The sequence below is a fragment of the Phyllobacterium endophyticum genome (assembly GCF_003010935.1).
Taxonomy (GTDB): domain Bacteria; phylum Pseudomonadota; class Alphaproteobacteria; order Rhizobiales; family Rhizobiaceae; genus Phyllobacterium; species Phyllobacterium endophyticum.
This window is the reverse complement of the sequence record NZ_PGGN01000001.1, coordinates 320,325-338,646: the sequence shown is the minus strand read 5'-3', so window position 1 is coordinate 338,646 and position 18,322 is coordinate 320,325. Positions and strand designations below refer to the sequence as shown.

Annotated in this window: 19 protein-coding genes; 4 read left to right on the top strand and 15 right to left on the bottom strand. The window is 56.8% G+C overall.

Annotated features, from left to right (window positions below):
- Positions 1-3: 3 nt before the first annotated feature.
- The 8 genes from tsaE to CU100_RS01665 all read right to left on the bottom strand — a co-directional run bounded on the left by tsaE (position 4) and on the right by CU100_RS01665 (position 9,838).
- The gene (gene tsaE, locus CU100_RS01700) at positions 4-1,512 is read right to left on the bottom strand and encodes a tRNA (adenosine(37)-N6)-threonylcarbamoyltransferase complex ATPase subunit type 1 TsaE (protein WP_106714826.1); all 1,509 of its coding nucleotides are present in this window, start codon (positions 1,510-1,512) and stop codon (positions 4-6) included.
- 7 nt (positions 1,513-1,519) lie between these two features.
- Entirely contained in the window at positions 1,520-3,997 is a 2,478-nt protein-coding gene (locus CU100_RS01695; protein WP_407070286.1) for a PAS domain-containing sensor histidine kinase, read from the bottom strand.
- Between the two features lie 253 nt (positions 3,998-4,250).
- The gene (gene ahcY / locus CU100_RS01690) at positions 4,251-5,651 is read right to left on the bottom strand and encodes an adenosylhomocysteinase (RefSeq protein WP_106714824.1); all 1,401 of its coding nucleotides are present in this window, start codon (positions 5,649-5,651) and stop codon (positions 4,251-4,253) included.
- 138 nt (positions 5,652-5,789) lie between these two features.
- The gene (locus tag CU100_RS01685; RefSeq protein ID WP_106714823.1) at positions 5,790-6,104 is read right to left on the bottom strand and encodes an HPr family phosphocarrier protein; all 315 of its coding nucleotides are present in this window, start codon (positions 6,102-6,104) and stop codon (positions 5,790-5,792) included.
- A gap of 25 nt (positions 6,105-6,129) precedes the next feature.
- Positions 6,130-6,531, bottom strand: a complete 402-nt coding sequence (locus tag CU100_RS01680; protein WP_100000814.1) for a PTS sugar transporter subunit IIA — start codon at positions 6,529-6,531, stop codon at positions 6,130-6,132.
- 184 nt (positions 6,532-6,715) lie between these two features.
- Positions 6,716-7,174, bottom strand: coding sequence for an HPr kinase/phosphorylase (locus CU100_RS01675; protein ID WP_106714822.1), 459 nt, complete (start codon positions 7,172-7,174; stop codon positions 6,716-6,718).
- Entirely contained in the window at positions 7,174-8,976 is a 1,803-nt protein-coding gene (locus tag CU100_RS01670; RefSeq protein WP_407070285.1) for a stimulus-sensing domain-containing protein, read from the bottom strand. Before CU100_RS01670 ends, CU100_RS01675 begins: the two co-directional genes overlap by 1 nt.
- A 142-nt stretch (positions 8,977-9,118) precedes the next feature.
- Positions 9,119-9,838 carry a response regulator transcription factor gene (locus tag CU100_RS01665; RefSeq protein ID WP_162701788.1) on the bottom strand — a complete coding sequence of 240 codons (720 nt, stop codon included), beginning with the start codon at positions 9,836-9,838 and terminating at the stop codon, positions 9,119-9,121.
- A gap of 318 nt (positions 9,839-10,156) precedes the next feature.
- On the opposite strand from CU100_RS01665, the gene CU100_RS01660 reads away from it, so the two are divergent.
- The 4 genes from CU100_RS01660 to CU100_RS01645 all read left to right on the top strand — a co-directional run bounded on the left by CU100_RS01660 (position 10,157) and on the right by CU100_RS01645 (position 13,549).
- Complete coding sequence (locus CU100_RS01660; RefSeq protein ID WP_106714820.1) at positions 10,157-11,770, top strand: phosphoenolpyruvate carboxykinase; 1,614 nt, start codon at positions 10,157-10,159, stop codon at positions 11,768-11,770.
- A gap of 113 nt (positions 11,771-11,883) precedes the next feature.
- Positions 11,884-12,321 (top strand): alternative ribosome rescue aminoacyl-tRNA hydrolase ArfB, encoded by a 438-nt coding sequence (gene arfB / locus CU100_RS01655; RefSeq protein ID WP_106714819.1) that lies wholly within the window; start codon positions 11,884-11,886, stop codon positions 12,319-12,321.
- Positions 12,322-12,414: 93 nt separating this feature from the next.
- A complete protein-coding gene (gene lysM / locus CU100_RS01650; RefSeq protein WP_106714818.1) occupies positions 12,415-12,873 on the top strand; it encodes a peptidoglycan-binding protein LysM in 459 nt (152 codons plus the stop codon).
- A 61-nt stretch (positions 12,874-12,934) separates the two neighbouring features.
- Entirely contained in the window at positions 12,935-13,549 is a 615-nt protein-coding gene (locus tag CU100_RS01645) for an alpha-ketoglutarate-dependent dioxygenase AlkB family protein (RefSeq protein WP_106714817.1), read from the top strand.
- Here CU100_RS01645 and coaA read toward each other — a convergent pair.
- Genes coaA through hisB form a run of 7 tightly spaced genes read right to left on the bottom strand, consistent with a single transcriptional unit; the run spans position 13,536 to position 18,157 of the window.
- Complete coding sequence (gene coaA / locus CU100_RS01640; RefSeq protein WP_183635493.1) at positions 13,536-14,549, bottom strand: type I pantothenate kinase; 1,014 nt, start codon at positions 14,547-14,549, stop codon at positions 13,536-13,538. The genes CU100_RS01645 and coaA overlap by 14 nt on opposite strands.
- Before the next feature lie 2 nt (positions 14,550-14,551).
- On the bottom strand, positions 14,552-14,875 hold the full coding sequence (locus CU100_RS01635) for a phosphoribosyl-ATP diphosphatase (protein WP_106714816.1): 324 nt from the start codon (positions 14,873-14,875) through the stop codon (positions 14,552-14,554).
- 12 nt (positions 14,876-14,887) lie between these two features.
- Positions 14,888-15,673 carry an imidazole glycerol phosphate synthase subunit HisF gene (gene hisF, locus CU100_RS01630; protein WP_106714815.1) on the bottom strand — a complete coding sequence of 262 codons (786 nt, stop codon included), beginning with the start codon at positions 15,671-15,673 and terminating at the stop codon, positions 14,888-14,890.
- The gene (hisA, locus tag CU100_RS01625; RefSeq protein ID WP_106714814.1) at positions 15,670-16,413 is read right to left on the bottom strand and encodes a 1-(5-phosphoribosyl)-5-[(5-phosphoribosylamino)methylideneamino]imidazole-4-carboxamide isomerase; all 744 of its coding nucleotides are present in this window, start codon (positions 16,411-16,413) and stop codon (positions 15,670-15,672) included. Before hisA ends, hisF begins: the two co-directional genes overlap by 4 nt.
- Entirely contained in the window at positions 16,410-17,060 is a 651-nt protein-coding gene (gene hisH / locus CU100_RS01620; RefSeq protein ID WP_106714813.1) for an imidazole glycerol phosphate synthase subunit HisH, read from the bottom strand. The genes hisA and hisH overlap by 4 nt, the downstream gene beginning before the upstream one ends.
- Before the next feature lie 2 nt (positions 17,061-17,062).
- On the bottom strand, positions 17,063-17,545 hold the full coding sequence (locus CU100_RS01615; protein ID WP_106714812.1) for a DUF2628 domain-containing protein: 483 nt from the start codon (positions 17,543-17,545) through the stop codon (positions 17,063-17,065).
- Positions 17,546-17,548: 3 nt separating this feature from the next.
- On the bottom strand, positions 17,549-18,157 hold the full coding sequence (hisB, locus tag CU100_RS01610; protein ID WP_106714811.1) for an imidazoleglycerol-phosphate dehydratase HisB: 609 nt from the start codon (positions 18,155-18,157) through the stop codon (positions 17,549-17,551).
- Between the last annotated feature and the right edge of the window lie 165 nt (positions 18,158-18,322).

The window sequence follows — 18,322 nt, the reverse complement described above, 5'->3', positions numbered from 1 at the left end:
GAATTAACTCTCCGGGGAAAATATACCCGCCTTTTCGCACCATTCCCTGACCGGCGCCAGTGCAGGATGGCGAACGACACGATCGAAATAGGTCTGGATGCGAGGCAGGTGCTTTAGATAGTAGGATTTGCCGTCGCGCTCGTCCAGCCGAATGAAGATGCCGAGTATCTTGGCATTGCGCTGTGCCGCCATGATCGCCAGAGCCTTGCGGAAATCCGGTTCATCGAAGTCAGAGCCTGCTGAATTCCGCTCGTGAATATAGACACCGAGCAAGTGGTCCTGAAGGTAGGGAGAGATCGTCACCCGCGCATCGAAGATCAGCGACGCGACGTCATATGCCGATGGCCCGATCATCGCATCCTGAAAGTCGATGAGACCAACACGTCTGATGCCGACCTCGTTGCGACGCCACAGGATATTGGGCGAGTGCACGTCTCGCAGCAACAGACTAGTCTCGCAACCATTTAGCTGGTTAATGACAGCATCCCAAGCAGCGACGTAAGCAGCCTTTTGAACGCCATCGAGTTCAATTCCGCTTATGCGCCGGACATACCAATCCGATAATAGCTCGACCTCGATCATCATTGCGTCGCGATCGAACTCATGGATATGGTGCATGGTTCCGTCGCCGACCTCGGCCTCATGGGGCCACGCCTGCTGATGGATGTTTGCCAGGAGACGGATCGTTTCTTCGTAGCGTTCGATGATCGGCGCGCCATCTGCGTCGAGCACCCCGTCACCGCCAAGGTGCTCCAGAAGAAGAAACCCGTTTTCCAAATCGCCGGCGTGGATTTTTGGAACTGTATAATTCCGCGATGACAAAAGCCTGTCGAGCGCAACAAATGCACTCACCGATTGTGACAGATGCGCTATCTGCATGTAGGTTTTGCCGTCCCGAAGAACTGGCCCGCCGGGATTGAATGGCGAATTCATGAGAATAAGTGGCTGCTCCGTGCCCGCCGCAACTGTCTCATAGCCGCGAGCCGAGGCGTCGCCAAGAAGGTAGCGGCGTTCGGCCTGTGCAAGACCGGAAGCGGCAAGGAACTCCCTGATGGCGAGGGAGCGTTGCAGCCGTGCCAGCGCGGCGGTTTCGCCATCTATCAATGCCTTGCGGCCTTCACCATCACTCACGAGCGCTACGCTCAGACTTGGCCGCGCCAATGCACCCTCCGCCCGTTCCGGCCACTCCACAACAACAGCGCCTTCCATCAGCGCCTCGTCGAGACCGAGCTCGTCCACTTCATCGGCTGATGACAGGCGATATAGATCGACATGACTGATGGGCAAGCGCAGGTCCGGATAGGATTGCACTATGGTGAAGGTTGGACTCGGCACCTCATAGTCCCTGTCGTCGGCAATCGTGCGGATCAGTCCGCGCGCCAGCGTCGACTTCCCGGCGCCCAGATCGCCTGACAGGAGAACGAGGTCGCCCTTGCGTAGCGCCAAGCCGAGATCCTGACCGAGCCTTACCGTGTCTTCCGGTGTCGCGAGATGGATAATCGTTGCTGTCATGGTGCAGCTATTCGGCAGCGATGCTGAATGTCCGCGCCTCCAGCGGGAACCGGCAGGTCACCAGCGTGCCCTTGCCTGCACCGCTGGCGATGTCCACTGTGCCGCCGTGCAACTCGACAAAACCCTTGACGATGGAAAGCCCGAGACCGGCACCGCGTTTGCGCCCGCCGTTCGGGTAGGGTTGGAAGCGCTTGAAAATGCTGTCGAGAACGTAGTCCGGCATGCCAGGTCCGCTGTCCTTGACACTGAAGACCATGTCAGCCTGTTCGCGCCAGCATGCAAGGGTTACGGTGCTGCCTTCCGGGGCATAGTTGGCGGCATTGCTGAGGAGATTGGAGAGAACCTGCTTGACCCTGCTCGCATCGGCCCGGAATGAGCCCGTGCCCGGCGAGACCCGGATATCGAGCAGAATATTGTGCTCCTTGAAGCGGCCCGCCACCTTTTCGGATGCAGTGGCGATGGCCTCGGTGACTGACACGTCGCTGATATCGAGCTCCATTATGCCCGCGTCGACGGTGGCGAGGTCGAGAATGTCATTGACGATCGTCAAAAGCACCGAAGATGACGTGCCGATATGATCCAGATAATCGCGCTGGCGGTCGTTCAGAGGCCCTGTCATGGGTGTCTGCAGAAGCTCGGTAAAGCCGATGATGTTGGTCAACGGCGAACGCAATTCGTACGAAACATGCTGCACGAAATCGTTCTTCAGCTCGTCCGTACGCTCCAACGCTTCATTCTTCTCCTTTAACGCCCGCTCCACCTGCACCGAATCGGTGACATCCACGAAGGTGAGCATGGTCTGGCCGTTTGGCAGCGGCGCCGTAGCGTAATAGAGAATTTTGCCAGTGCTGAGTTCTATATGGCCGGAGAGTGACTGGCGCTCATCGTCAAAACCGGTGACCGTGGTCACGAAGGTCTCCCAGTGGGCGGCGTCCGAGACCGGTTCGCATAGGCGGCGAATGGCGGAAATGTGCATCCCTTCGGCAATCTGCTCGCGCTTGAGCGACCATAGGGAAGAGAAAGCCGGATTGGAGAGGCGGATCTTTCCATCGGACCCGAACACTGCGACGCCTTCCGCCAGGTGGTCGAGTGTCTGGCCCTGGACCTTGATCAGCGTGTTGTAGCGGCTTTGCAGCTCGAGCTTTTCTGTGAGGTTTTCAAAGACCCAGGTGACACCGCCCTTTGGCTGAGGGTTGACGACTACACGTAGCGTTCGTCCGTCGGTCAGATACCAGACATGTTCCTGGGACTCGACCGAATGATAGGCCGACAGGACGGTTTCCTTCCAACGCCGCCAGTCCTGCTGCTCGGGAAGGATCCCATCGCTGCGGAAACGGTCGAGCAGCATTGCGTTGTCGGGACTGCTTTCAAGAAAGGCAGTGTCCAGACCCCATAACTTGAGGAACGCCTGATTGAAAAACTGCAGTTTGCGATTGCCGTCGAACATTGCAACGGCCGTTGTCAGCTGGTCCAGCGTGTCGGAATGATTGATCACGGTACGCTTGAACTCTTCGCGGATAAGCTCGATTTCGCTGATGTCCGTCGCGATACCGGCGGATCCTGCGCTGCCGGCAACGTCCGTTACCCGGAATATGCGACGATCGCCACCGACCACGGTCGAGAGTTGATCCTGAAAACGCCTGTTTGTTGCCTTCTCGCGCTCAATTCTCTCCCGTGCCTGTGCACCAAACAATTCACGGCCGTCGCGGATCGCAATTTGAGGGTCGCGAACATCGACAGCCCTTGCATAGGCGTTATTGACCCAGTTGAGCCCGCCGTCGCCATCACGGCTCCACACGGGCATTTCGACCGATTCCAGTAATCCGCGCAAAGTGGTGACAGCTTCGTTCAGCTGGTAGTTCTCAGATTTCAGCATTGCCTGTGCGGCACGCGACTCGCCCAGATTGATAAACCGCACGATGGCATAGCCGCCGGAGGTGCGGCCCTGAACTTCCAGTGGCGCACCCTTCGATGTTTCGACAGCAATGTCGAACGGCCGCGCCTTCTCGCGCAGGGCCGCAATGGAACGATCAAGAAGCGTAACTGAATCGATACGCAGCCAACGGCCGAATGCCAGGAACAGAGCCCGGGCTTCCGGAACTCCGATTTCGGGCGGCAGACTGCCGATCACATTTGGCGTGCTCGAAGCCCCTTCCCATACGATGACGCGCTGATCCTTGAGATTGAGCAGGGCTTCATTGCGTTGAACTGTCAGGTTGAGATCGGCGACCTTGTCTCGCAACCGCCTGTTTTCATGGGCGATACGGCTGCGTTCGCGGATGAGCCAGCCGGCGGAGAGTAGCGCAGCGCCCATCGCGCCAAGGAACATGGCAAACTGCACGACTTCGAATGTGCCTACCTCAACGCCAAAGGGTGTCGTGATCTTGCCGAGCGCATCCTGAGCATGGGCGGGCAGGTGAGAGAGAAGCAGGATCGACAGTGCGGAGCCACCGCTCGCAAGCATCATCCGCAGTTTCTTCAGCATCGATCTGTCGTGCGCTGCATTCTTCCTGCGAGCTTCACCAATATTCATTTCAACCGTCGCTGCCCCATCCAGACGAATGCCGATTGTTCACATCCATTCGATTTTTCAACCGGTTGGCCCACCTGGAACAACGACATCCCGAATCACTACAATAAACCTTGAGCGAATCGACGGGAAGAACTAGGCGCAAAAAAGAAACCGAAGGATTTGTCAATCCCTCGGTTTCTATATGTTGTGGTCAATACTACTCGGGCTAATATCTGTAGTGGTCCGACTTGAACGGGCCCGTTGGTGTCACGCCGATATAGGCAGCCTGTTCTTCCGAAAGTACTGACAATTTCGCACCAAGCTTGTCGAGATGCAGCCTGGCAACCTTTTCGTCGAGGTGCTTCGGCAAGACGTAGACTTCGTTCTTGTACTGCTCGCCGCGGCTATAAAGCTCGATTTGCGCCAGTACCTGATTTGTGAACGAGGCAGACATGACGAAGCTTGGGTGACCCGTTGCATTCCCGAGGTTCAGGAGACGGCCCTCTGAGAGGAGAAGCAGGCGCTTGCCATCCGAGAACGAGATCATGTCGACCTGGGGCTTGATGTTGTTCCACTTGAGGTTGCGCAGGGCGGAGACCTGGATCTCGTTGTCGAAGTGCCCGATATTGCCGACGATCACCATGTCCTTCATCTTGCGCATGTGCTCGATGGTGATGACGTCCTTGTTGCCGGTCGTGGTGATGATGATGTCCGCTGTCGGCGCCGCGTCCTCCAGCGTTACAACTTCAAAACCATCCATCGCAGCCTGCAATGCGCAGATCGGATCGACCTCCGTTACCTTGACGCGAGCACCGGCGCCGAGCAGCGAAGCAGCGGAACCCTTACCGACATCGCCATAACCACAAACGACAGCAACCTTACCGGCCATCATGACGTCCGTGGCGCGCCTGATACCATCGACCAGCGATTCCTTGCAGCCGTACTTATTGTCGAACTTCGACTTGGTGACGCTGTCATTGACGTTGATGGCGGGAAAAGGCAGCAGGCCCTTCTTCTGCAACTGGTAAAGGCGATTGACGCCGGTCGTCGTCTCTTCGGTCACGCCCTTGATCGCATCGCGCTGCCTTGTAAAGAAGCCCGGCGTTTCCTTCATGCGCTTCTTGATCTGTGCGAAGAGAATTTCCTCTTCTTCACTCTCGGGCTTCGACAGGACATCTTCGCCTGCTTCGGCGCGGGCGCCGATCAGAATATACATCGTGGCGTCGCCGCCGTCGTCGAGAATCATGTTTGAAGGCTGATTGTCCGGCCACTGGAAGATCTTGTCCGTGTAGGTCCAATATTCTTCAAGCGACTCACCCTTAACAGCGAAAACGGGCGTTCCGGTTGCGGCGATGGCTGCGGCTGCATGGTCCTGCGTCGAGAAAATATTGCAGGAGGCCCAGCGGACCTTTGCGCCAAGTGCCTGCAGAGTCTCGATCAGAACTGCCGTCTGGATGGTCATATGCAGCGAGCCGGTGATCCGGGCGCCCTTGAGCGGCTGCGACCTGCCGAATTCTTCGCGGCTCGCCATCAACCCCGGCATCTCGGTTTCAGCAATGTCCATTTCCTTGCGGCCCCATGCGGCGAGCTCAAGGTCCTTGACGATGTAATCCTGTGTGTCGGCCATAGGCGTCAGCTCCGTCTGTGTTGTTCATTTGGCCGCGCAACTGTTGATCGGGCGGCCGGAGATGGAGTTGACTAGCAGATTAGGCATCGCTGCACAATGGGATATAAAGAAATCCTTATGCGTGCATATCGTAGTCGATCAAGCTTCTTCACCGAACTTGTTCGCAATAAGCGCCCCGAGGGCCTTCATCAATTCGGCGGCCTGTACGCCGGAGGCGCTGACCTTTATGCAGCAGCCCGGAGAAGCCGCGAGCATCATCAGACCCATGATGGAGGTGCCGCCAACCGTCATGCCGTCCTTTTCCACCCGAACGTGAACATCATAGCCGTCAACCAGCTGGACAAACTTGGCCGACGCCCGCGCGTGCAGACCACGCCGGTTGACAATCTCGAATTCCTCCACAAGCGCTTTGTCCGGGTCGAACGTACCAGTCGTTTCGGCAGTCAGGCGCATCTATTCCCTCTGTGGGGCTTAACCCCTATTTGGCTGTCAGCACCTGGCTGGCCACATTGATGTATTTTCGTCCGGCGTCCTGACCTTCGCGCAATGACGCCGCCATGTCGTTGGTGACACGCACGCTGGAGAGCTTGATAAGCATCGGGAGATTTACGCCGGCAATGACTTCGATTCTGCCGGATTCCATGACCGAGATTGCCAGATTGGAAGGAGTACCGCCAAACATGTCCGTCAGGATAATGACGCCAGAACCGTTATCGGCACGAGCCACGGCATCGACAATGTCGCGTCGCCGCTGCTCCATATCATCATCCGCTCCGATCGAGACGGTTTCCAAATATTCCTGCTGGCCAACAACATGCTCGACGGCATGATGAAACTCTTCAGCCAGTCTTCCGTGCGTCACAAGCACGAGTCCGATCATTCTGAAACTGCTCCTGTTGCGCCAGCCCCTTGGGTTTGAGCTTTTCGATGCGCATTGAATGCCCCGTTTGGCAGGTGTCGCATTTTGGCAGGACGAATCGCGAAGGCAAGCGGAAAAACGGCATAACGTCGACAGTCAGTCATTTTATCGCAGTGCAGCAATGCAACTACTTGAAAAGCCTTCGTCATTTCTGCCAGTGCTCGCTGAATAGCCTTGCCTCGACCGCTCTGCAAACCGCTTCAACAGCCCGTTCCGGCAAAACCAGGCTTGGGACAGATATCCCGGCAATCACGGTTTTCGTATCGTCGGCAAATCGGATCGCCTGCGAGCTGTCAACAAGTTCAACCACCAGATGTATTACCCCAGCGGGTTCGCAATCAACCCTATGCAAACCTGAGCCACGAACCTCCAGCCCTCCTTGCAAGGAATTCGGACCATTGCAGATAAGGCGCCCCGAGGCAGCGCGCAAGACACACCGGTCGTCACTGATCAAAGCGGCGAACCCGCCCCTGGCAGCTGCCCGCTGCATCAGTTCATTGGCAATGGATGATTTTCCCGCTCCGGAACTTCCTGAAATCAGAATGCCGCGATCCTCCACGAGGACCGCGGTTGCATGCACGCTTTCGGTCGGCTCATCCAGCATCAGCCTTCGACCGGAATAATGGCAACAAATCGCGCACCAAGGTAGTTGTCGGGATCTTTCGGATCCTTGATGTTCTCGGCATTCAACGTGCCGCCATGGGCTTCGATGATCTGGCGGCTGATGGAGAGGCCCAGACCGGAGTTTTGGCCGAAAGCTTCACCGGAGGGGCGATCGGTATAAAACCGCTCGAAAATGCGATCGATCTGCTCAACCCTGATGCCTGGACCATTGTCTTCGACGGTGATGCGGATGCGGTCGCCAAGATGCTCGAGAATGACGGTGATGACGCCGTCTTCCACCGGCACGAAGGACCGGGCATTCTCGATGAGATTGGATACAACCTGACCGAGACGAAGGTCGTGCCCGGCAACATAGAAGCCCTTCTTGTTGTTCGGAAGCCTGCCCACCACGAACTCGATGCGGGTGTCCTTCTTGTTGCGCCTGACCTCACGCGCGGCAATGACAAGGTTGCCAAGCAAATATTTCAAATCGACATGCTCGGAATCTTCACGCGCGAGTTCTGCGTCGAGGCGCGAAGCGTCTGAGATATCGGTAATCAGACGGTCAAGGCGGCGCACGTCGTGCTGGATCACGTCCATCAGCCGCTTCTTCGACTCTTCATTCTTGGCGAGCGGCAAAGTCTCCACGGCACTGCGCAGCGACGTCAGCGGGTTCTTCAGTTCATGGCTCACATCGGCCGCGAAACTCTCTATCGACTCGATACGCGCATAGAGAGCATTCGTCATGTCACGCAACGACGTCGAAAGGTGTCCGATCTCATCCTGCCGCTCTGAGAAATCCGGGATTTCCTCGCGGTTCTTCACACCGTGCCGGACACGGTCGGCGGCGGCCGCCAGACGGCGCAGCGGATTGGCGATTGTCGAAGCAAGGAACAGCGACAGGATCGCCATGACCAGCGCGGCGACCGTGAAGACACGGATGATCGCATAGCGCTCGCCTTGAACGATCTTGTCGATATCGCCGCCTTCGGTGGAAAGGAGCAGCACGCCGAGCACGGCTCGAAAGCGCTGTATCGGCACAGCGACGGAAACGATCTGCTCGCCCTTTTCAGTCATGCGAACCACTCTATCCGGAGAACCGGTGAGGGCTTTCATGATCTCGGGGTAGGACGATCCATTGCCGCCGGGCTGTTCCTGATAGATCGGCAAATCGCTGCGGCGCAGGAGCCGTGACATGCGATTTGTCAGACGCTCGAAAAAGCTCGGCTCCTCGCTATCGATTGGTGGAAGTTCGTAGCGCAGTACCTGACCGCGTGAATAAAGATGGCGCGAATCCAGAAGCAGGTTGGAATCCCTGTCGTAAATGCGGGCGCGGGTACTCGTCGGTGATATCAGCCTGCGTAATACCGGTGCCACACGCTCCGGATTGATGGGAAAGTCCAGATTATCCAGCACATCGGGGGTCGGCGTGATGCTTTGTCCTGCCTGGAGTTCCAGCAGCTTCTCGGGGTCGATTGTAATGGAATTTGTATCCACCGTCGCCGATGATGCGATTGCGCCGGCGATGATCTGGCCCTGAGTCATCAGGCTCTCGACCCTTGCATCGATCAGGCCATCGCGGAATTGATTGAGATACATTATGCCGGACAACAAAACCGCAAGGCCGGCCAGGTTCAGAAAGAGAATCCGCCGGGTCAGGCTGGAAAACAGGTAGTTTCCAAATACCCTGTTCAGCGGGCGGAAGAAGCGCCTCAAGGCTATCGAACGCTTGCGGCGCATGACGGCGGTCTTGCGCACAATGCTTTGGCGCGTAATATCGCCGCCTTGCAGTTCGGCCACCATTTTTGCCTCAGACCATCATGAATTCGGTTGCCTCATCGCATTCATGCAGCGGCGAGACAACCTTGTTTTACAGTGGATCACGCGGGTTTGAAAGCGCAGGGATTCTTTTGCACCAAGACGCTTCGGAAACCGAGTGGCGGTCTCAGGTTTCCCGGAAGCGATAACCCACCCCGTAGAGGGTCTCGATCATGTCGAAATCATCGTCGACGACCTTGAACTTCTTGCGGAGCCGCTTGATATGGCTGTCTATGGTGCGATCGTCCACATAGACTTGCTCATCATAGGCTGCATCCATGAGGGCATCGCGACTTTTGACAACGCCGGGGCGCTGCGCCAGCGAGTGCAAAATCAGGAATTCGGTTACGGTCAGGGTCACGGGTTCGCCCATCCAGGTGCAGGTATGGCGCTCCTGGTCCATGACGAGCTGCCCGCGTTCGAGCGACTTGGTCTGGGGGCTTCCCGGCTTTGCCGCACTTTCCCGTGCAGCTACCCGGCGCAGCACCGCTTTAACGCGTTCTACGAGCAGGCGCTGCGAAAATGGCTTGGTGATGAAATCATCCGCGCCCATCTTCAACCCGAACAACTCATCGATTTCGTCATCCTTGGAGGTAAGAAAGATAACCGGAAGGTCAGACTTCTGCCGCAAACGCCGCAGAAGCTCCATACCATCCATGCGGGGCATCTTGATGTCGAAGATGGCAAGGTTTGGCGGGCGGGCCATCAAACCGTCGAGCGCGGACGCGCCATCGGTGTAAGTCTCGACGCGGTAACCCTCGGACTCCAGAGCGATCGATACGGAGGTTAGAATGTTGCGATCGTCATCGACGAGCGCAATAGTCTGCATTGCGGGTACTTCCCTCATGCCCTGCCTTTCATTGTGTCATTAGAACAGTGTGCAAGTGGTGCGCTTGTGCCGGACAAATTAGGTACAAAATGTGGCACAGATTGCAGGTCGTGTCATCCCAACGTCTGTCGATCGCTCTTACGCTTACGGAAGAGCGATGCGAATTCCCTTTATTTAAAACGATTTAAATTTTTTTAAATTCTTTAAATCGATTAAACGTTTGATACTATTCAATATTTCTGCTTTTCAGCATAAGGGAGCCTCATTCCGCTGCAACATGCAGGTTGGGAATGATTCCACTTGAGCTTCAACGGATTTCTAAACAATGGCGGACACATGACAAGAGAGACCGGTCTACATAACGCGGCCATCGCGCTCGGCACCTCAGGCCTGAAGGATGTTGCGGCAGTCTACTACAATCTTGGAGTCGCAGAACTGTACGAAGAGACATTGCGCCGGGAAGAAGCGGAGCTGACGGCCCAGGGCGCACTCGTTGCGCGTACCGGGCAGCATACCGGCCGCTCGCCGAAAGACAAGTTTGTGGTCCGCGACGCCTCGACCGACGCGCACGTGTGGTGGGATAACAATGCGCCGATGTCGCCTGAAGCTTTCGACCTGCTGCACGCGGATTTCATCGAACAGGCCAAGGGCAAGGAGCTATTTGTCCAGGACCTGATTGGCGGAGCCGACGAGACCTACAAGCTGAACACCCGTGTGATCACAGAATTTGCCTGGCATTCGCTGTTTATCCGCAACCTGCTCATCCGCCCGAAACGCGACGCTCTTTCCAGCTTCGTGCCGCAGATGACCATCATCGACCTGCCCTCCTTCCGCGCAGATCCTGCGAGACATGGCACGCGCACGGAAACAGTAATTGCAGTCGACCTTTCCCGCATGATCGTTCTGATTGGCGGATCGGCCTATGCCGGCGAGATGAAAAAATCCGTGTTCACGGCACTCAATTATATACTGCCGGCAAAGGGCGTCATGCCGATGCACTGCTCGGCCAACGAAGGTCCGGAGGGTGACACTGCCGTATTCTTTGGACTTTCAGGTACCGGCAAGACTACCCTCTCCGCCGATCCCACCCGTACTCTGATCGGCGATGACGAGCACGGCTGGGGCGAACATGGTGTTTTCAACTTCGAGGGTGGTTGCTACGCCAAGACTATTCGGCTTTCCGCCGAGGCCGAACCGGAAATCTATGCCACGACCCAGCGTTTTGGCACAGTGCTTGAAAACCTCGTTCTTGACGAGAATCGGGAACCGGATTTCAACGATGGCACTTTGACAGAAAATACGCGCTGCGCCTATCCTCTCGATTTCATCCCGAATGCATCGAAATCCGGGAAGGCAGGTCATCCGCGAAACATCATAATGCTGACAGCCGATGCATTCGGCGTGATGCCCCCCATTGCCAAGCTGACGCCGGCGCAAGCCATGTACCATTTCCTCTCGGGCTACACGGCCAAGGTGGCAGGAACCGAACGCGGCGTAACCGAACCAGAAGCGACGTTCTCGACCTGCTTCGGCTCCCCCTTCATGCCACGTCACCCCTCGGAATACGGCAATCTCCTGCGCCAACTCATCGCCGATCACAATGTCGATTGCTGGCTCGTAAACACAGGCTGGACGGGCGGAGCATATGGAACAGGAAATCGCATGCCGATCAAGGTGACGCGGTCCCTGCTCGCCGCGGCTCTCGACGGTTCGTTGAAAAACGCCGAGTTCCGCACAGATCCGAATTTCGGTTTCGCCGTTCCGGTTTCAGTGCCCGGCGTGGACGACACTATCCTCGATCCACGCTCCACATGGGCGGATAAAGTCGGCTATGACCGGCAAGCGACAAAGCTTGTCGACATGTTCATCCGAAACTTCGGCAAGTTCGAAGGCCACGTCGATGGCGATGTAAGGGCGGCAGCGCCGCACACGCCGGTCGCAGCGGAATAGCTGTCGACTGTGACTCTTCAAGAAATCCCGCTGGCATTCAGCGGGATTTGCTGCGTTCACAGGCGCATACAAAGGCGCTTCCAGCGAATCAGAGATTGAAGTACCAATCCCTGATGGAAGAGAGCCGTAGCCGGATCAGAATAAACGACCGAATCTCGATCGGCGAGAGCGATCTGGAGGAGAGCTTCATTCGCTCTGCGGGTCCCGGCGGGCAAAATGTCAACAAGGTATCGACTGCAGTTCAACTGCGTTTTTTCGCGGTGCGCGCGGGTCTGCCCGACGACGTTTTCTCGCGCCTTCTCAAGCTCGCCGGCCAAAGGGCAACCAAGGACGGCGACGTGCTTATCGAGGCCAACCGTTTTCGTACGCAGGAGCGCAATCGGCAGGACGCGCGCGAACGCATGATTGCGCTGATTGCCAAGGCAGCGGTACCGCCTCCGCCCCCACGCAAGAAAACCAGACCAACAAAGGGGTCGATCGAGCGTCGGCTCAAGGAAAAATCCGGCCGTGCCGATCTTAAAAAGATGCGCGGCAAGGTAAAAGGAGATTAGCGGTATTGACCGCATGTATAAATCTCGGCTTTTCAAGCGCTTCGCAGAATGCCACAACACTGTTTCGGTTTGAACAATCAACAGGAGCCAGACATGGGACTATTTGATTTCGTTAAATCCGTGGGCAAGAAAATAGGTATTGGTGACGACGAGCCAAGCGCCGATGCGCTGAAAAAAGAACTCGATTCCCACAAACTCGGTACCGAGAACGTTCAGGTCGTGGTTGAAGGCGACAAGGCAGTTCTGAAAGGCAATGTCACCAATCAGGAAATTCTGGAAAAGGCGATTATCGCCGTCGGCAATTCACTCGGCATATCCAAGGTCGAGACCGAGGGGTTGAAGGTGGACGAGGTTACCACCGGCTCCGTCGCCAAAGAACCCAAATTCTATACGGTAAAGAAGGGTGACAATCTCTGGAAAATTGCCGAGTCGCAGTATGGCAAGGGCAAGGGTGCCAAAAACACGCTGATATTCGAGGCCAACAAGCCGATGCTGACCCACCCGGACAAGATTTATCCTGGCCAGGTGCTGAGGATCCCCGAGCTCGGCTAACTCAAACGGCTAAGCGGCCCGGCATCATGCGGCCGGGCCCTGTTTATCATCTGGACAGTTGATGCTCCTGCTTGCACCCGGCATTCGCTATTTCCCCCAGCATTTTGATCCTGCCGCACAGGCCGCACTGGTTGAGGACATACGCACCGTTGTGATGGAAGCACCGCTCTATGTCCCGGCCATGCCGAAGACCGGCAAGGAAATGAGCGTGCGTATGACCAATTGCGGCGAGCTTGGATGGGTGACGGACAAAGAGCGTGGCTACCGCTATCAAGCCGTCCATCCTGTGACCGGGAAAACCTGGCCGCCTATCCCAAGGCGCTTGCTTGATCTCTGGCGGGAAGTCGGTGATTTCCCGCATGGTCCGCAAGCCTGCCTCGTCAACTTCTATTCGGAAACGGCCAAGATGGGCTTGCACCAGGACCGTGACGAGCAGGAATTTCGAGCGCCCGTCGTTTCCGTATCTTTGGGAGACGCTTGCCTGTTCCGCTTCGGCGGAACGAACCGCCAAGACAAAACCCGATCACTAAGGCTTTCAAGCGGCGATGTGGTCGTGCTTGGCGGCGAAGGCCGATTGGCGTTTCACGGCGTCGATCGCATTTATCCAGAGACCTCGACGCTCTTGAAGAGCCCGGGTCGCATAAATTTGACCCTCAGACGGGTCACAGCTTCCTGAGCGCGACTTCCTCGACCAGATGATTGTCGCCCTTGCGCAGGATAAGATCGGCGCGCGGTCTTGTGGGCAGAATATTTTCCCGCAAGTTCCTCAAGTTGATGTTCGCCCAAAGGCTCTCGCCGATCGCCAGCGCTGAATCATCGGAGATGGTCGAGTAGCGATGGAAGAATGAGCTCGGATCCTTGAATGCCGTCTCGCGCAGCCGCATGAAGCGGCTGATGTACCATTTGTGTATCTGTTCTTCATCCGCATCGATATAGATCGAGAAATCGAAGAAATCGGAGACAAACGGCACCATTTTACCGTCTTCGGGCAAATCGCGAACCTGGAGCACGTTGATCCCCTCAAAAATCAGAATGTCCGGTGCATCGACGGTCTGATAGCGGCCGGGAAGCACATCATAGGTCAGATGGGAATAAAGTGGCGCGTTGACGTTACGCTGGCCCGCCTTTATCTGCGATAAAAATCGCAACACCATGCCGACATCATAGCTTTCAGGGAAACCTTTGCGCTCCATCAGACCTTTGGCACGCAAAACGTCGTTGGGGTAAAGAAAGCCGTCCGTGGTTACGAGATCCACCTTGGGGCTGGATGGCCAGCGGGCAAGCAATTCCTTCAGGACGCGCGCGGTGGTCGATTTGCCAACTGCAACCGATCCGGCAATGCCGATAATGAAGGGAGTTTTGAGCGCATCGCCGGTGTTGAGAAATTGGCGGCGCTGATAGAATAGTAGCTGGCTTGCCTCCACATGTGCCGACAAAAGCCGCGATAGCGACAGATAAATTCTGCTAACTTCGTCAAGATCGATCGGATCGCCGAGCGAGCGCAACCGCTTGACTTCGTCGTAGGTCAATGTGAGCGGCGTATCCGCGCGAAATTCCGCCCACTTCTCGGCGGTGTAAAACCGGTACGGCGAAAACTCGCTGGGTGCCAATTGATCCACGACTTCGCTTTCAGTCCCTTTGGCCCTATGCCGCTCGATCGCCGGTGCTTTGAACATGGTCAGTCATGTCCTCGCGCGGCTTTTTCTTCGAGGCCGGTCTGTGTCGTTCTACGCTCCAGTTCCTCCAGCACGTCATCGAGGCCTATGCCGGATATGCCGAGGACGACAATAAGATGATAAAGCAAATCGGCGCTTTCTGAAATAACGCCTTGCCTGTCCCTGGAGACGGCGGCGATAACAGTTTCAACTGCCTCCTCCCCCAGCTTCTGGCTTGCCTTGCCGATACCCTTGGCATAGAGGCTCGCCGTGTAGGATTTGCCGTCGGCGACGCTGGCCCGTTCCATCACGATGCGTTCGAGATCAGCAAGGGTGAATGACGTCATCCAGTTCTCCAGTCAACGCACAGGGTCGAGGCGCATGGGAATCCCTGCCGCTGCCATATGGGCTTTTGCTTGTGCGATCGTATAGATGCCAAAGTGAAAGATCGATGCAGCCAACACCGCCGAAGCGTGGCCCTCAAGAATACCATCGACCATGTGATCCAGATTTCCAACGCCGCCGGAAGCGATTACCGGGACGCGGACGGCATCAGCGATGGCGCGCGTGACCGGCAGGTCATAGCCGATCTTCGATCCATCGCGATCCATCGACGTCAGGAGGATCTCCCCTGCCCCCAGATCGACTACTTTACGGGCAAAATCGAGCGCATCGATGCCGGTTGCCCGTCTGCCGCCATGGGTGAAGATTTCCCAGCGATCGGCTTCGCCTCCGCTGGAAACCTTCTTGGCATCGATGGCGACGACTATGCACTGGTTACCGAACTTGTCCGCGGCCTCGGCAATAAAATTCGGATTGTCGACTGCGGCGGTGTTGATCGAAACCTTGTCGGCCCCTGCCAGCAGCAGCTTGCGGATATCGGCGAGGGCACGCACGCCGCCGCCCACGGTCAACGGCATGAAGCACTGCTCGGCGGTGCGAGCCACCACGTCGAAAATCGTTTCGCGGTTGTCGGAGGAGGCCGTGATGTCGAGAAAACAGAGTTCGTCAGCTCCCGCGGCGTCATAGGCTTTCGCCGCCTCGACGGGATCGCCGGCATCGACGAGATCGACGAAGTTGACGCCCTTGACAACGCGGCCATCCTTGACGTCGAGGCAGGGAATTACACGGGCTTTCAGCGTCATGCGGCACGCTCCCTTGCATCGCGAAGCACTTGCAGCGCTTCCGCAGGATCAATGCGGCCATCATAGAGTGCGCGACCGGAGATGGCGCCCTCGAGCTTTCGTGCGTCGGGCATGGTCATGCGGACAACGTCGGCGATGGAGGCAAGGCCGCCGGATGCAATGACCGGAATGGAAACCGCCTCAGCCAGTTCCAGCGTCGCTTCCCAGTTGATGCCCGCAAGAATGCCATCACGATCGATATCCGTATAAATGATAGCCGCGACACCAGCGCCTTCGAACTTCTTCGCCAGTTCGACAACTCCAAGGCTGGAAGCTTCCGCCCAGCCTTCGACCGCAACCTTGCCGCCCTTCGCATCGATTCCGACGGCGATCTTGCCTGGGTTGCGCTTGCACGCCTCGATCACCAGCGCGGGATCGCGTACCGCAACCGTGCCGAGAATGACCCGCGACAGACCCTTCGCCAGCCAAGTTTCAATGTGATCGAGAGTTCGGATACCACCGCCAAGCTGGACAGGATTTGACGTGGCCTTGAGGATCGCCTCTACCGCGGCACCATTCACCGACTGGCCAGCAAAAGCGCCGTTGAGATCGACCACATGCAACCACTCGAAGCCTTGATCTTCGAAGGCCTTGGCCTGCGCAGCGGGATCGGCGTTATAGATCGTTGCCTGATCCATGTCGCCCAGCTTGAGCCGGACACAATGACCATCCTTCAGATCAATTGCTGGAAACAAGATCACGGTGCCCACCTCAGAAAGTTGGCGATCAAAGCCAAGCCCAGAGCCTGGCTTTTTTCGGGGTGGAACTGAGTTCCGGCCATGTTGTCGTTGGCGACTGCAGCGGTAACCGGCCCACCATAATCAGTGACTGCCAGCACGTCATTTTCAACGGCTGCGTCGAGGAAATATGAATGGACGAAGTAGGCGTGGAGGCCTTTCTGACCGGTCTCGATCCCATCGAAGAGGGGATGGGGGCGCGTGAGGCGGATAGTGTTCCAGCCTATCTGCGGAATTTTCAGTGCCGGATCTGAAGGCACCATTTCGCGTACATCGCCCTTGATCCAGTCAAAGCCGGTAGAAACGGTTTTTTCCAAGCCGCGTGTCGACATCAACTGCATTCCCACACAGATGCCCAGGAATGGCCTCGCCCTTTCGACCGCTACTTCGTGGATTGCCTCAACCATGCCTTCCACGGCATGCAGGCCACGTCTGCAATCGGCAAAGGCTCCGACGCCCGGCAGGACGATGCGATCGGCCGAACGGACCCTCTCCGCGTCGGCCGTCAGATCGATGGACGCGTCGATGCCACTCTCCCGTGCGGCACGCTCGAATGCCTTCGTGGCCGAACGGAGATTTCCCGAGCCATAATCTATGATGGCGACGCGCATGCTCAATTTTCTCCGCGAAGGCCAACAAGCCCGATCCTGCCGCCAAGCGCCGGTTTATGGCTGACTTGTGCTGGAGGCGCAGGGCGGGTGATCACCGGTACGGCAGGCGGCGAAACGATGTTGTCACCGAGGAACCAGGCCGTTTCAGCATCGCTCGTATTGCGCGCATCGACGACACCGAGTGCGTCAAAGCCCCGGCGTTCGAGCGCTGCGACGCGCCAGTTATTTCCTTCAAAAGCCACAAGAAGCGAAAGCAACGCGGTGATCACTGCGGCCATGTCTTCACGACCTGTATAGGAGCCTACCGTCGAAAGCGCGATCATCAATCCGAAAACAGCCGCTGCTTCAAACCATAGTCGATTCACCAACAGCCAGGGAATAGTGAAGACGAGCGCAAGGAAGGCAAACCCGTCTCTGATGAAAACGGTTCTGTCATCGTTACGCTGGCCATCCTGTTGAGGTGCCAAGACAACGAAACTGGCCATGTTCTAGCCTTTCAAAGTACCCTTGGTGGATGGCACGACATCCTTCTGTCGTGGATCGGTTTCGATGGCGTGCCGTAACGTGCGAGCGACAGCCTTGAAGCAAGTCTCCGCCACATGGTGATTGTTCGCACCGTATAAACCTGTCACGTGCAGTGTGATGCCGGCATTCTGCACCAGTGCCTGAAAGAATTCGCGTACCAGCTCCGTGTCGAAGGTGCCGATCTTCGGTGCAGAAAACTCCACCTGCCAGACAAGAAACGGGCGGCCTGAGACATCGAGCGCGGCGCGGGTGAGCGTTTCGTCCATCGCAAGGTCCAGCGAGGCGTAACGGGTGATACCGCGCCGATCGCCCAAGGCCTTGGCAATGGCCTGGCCGATGGCAATGCCCGTGTCCTCGACCGTGTGGTGATCATCAATATGCAGATCACCCTTTGCCTTGATGTTCATGTCGATCAGAGAGTGGCGCGAGAGCTGTTCCAGCATATGGTCGAAAAAACCCACGCCAGTAGAAATGTCGAACGTGCCAGTACCATCCAGATTGACCGAGACGGCAATGCTGGTTTCCTTTGTGCTACGCTCGATCTTTGCGGTGCGCGTATTAACGCCTGTCATTGCTGTTTCCCGCCATAGCTTCGTACAAAAGCCGTTCCAAATGAGGCCTTCTAAAACACGAATAGCGAATCTCCAAATGCTTTGATGGCGCATACTAAGGTTGTGCAACACACAGGGTTTGCAATTCGGGGACAGGTTCATACATAAGTGGAGCAGAAGGGGTTC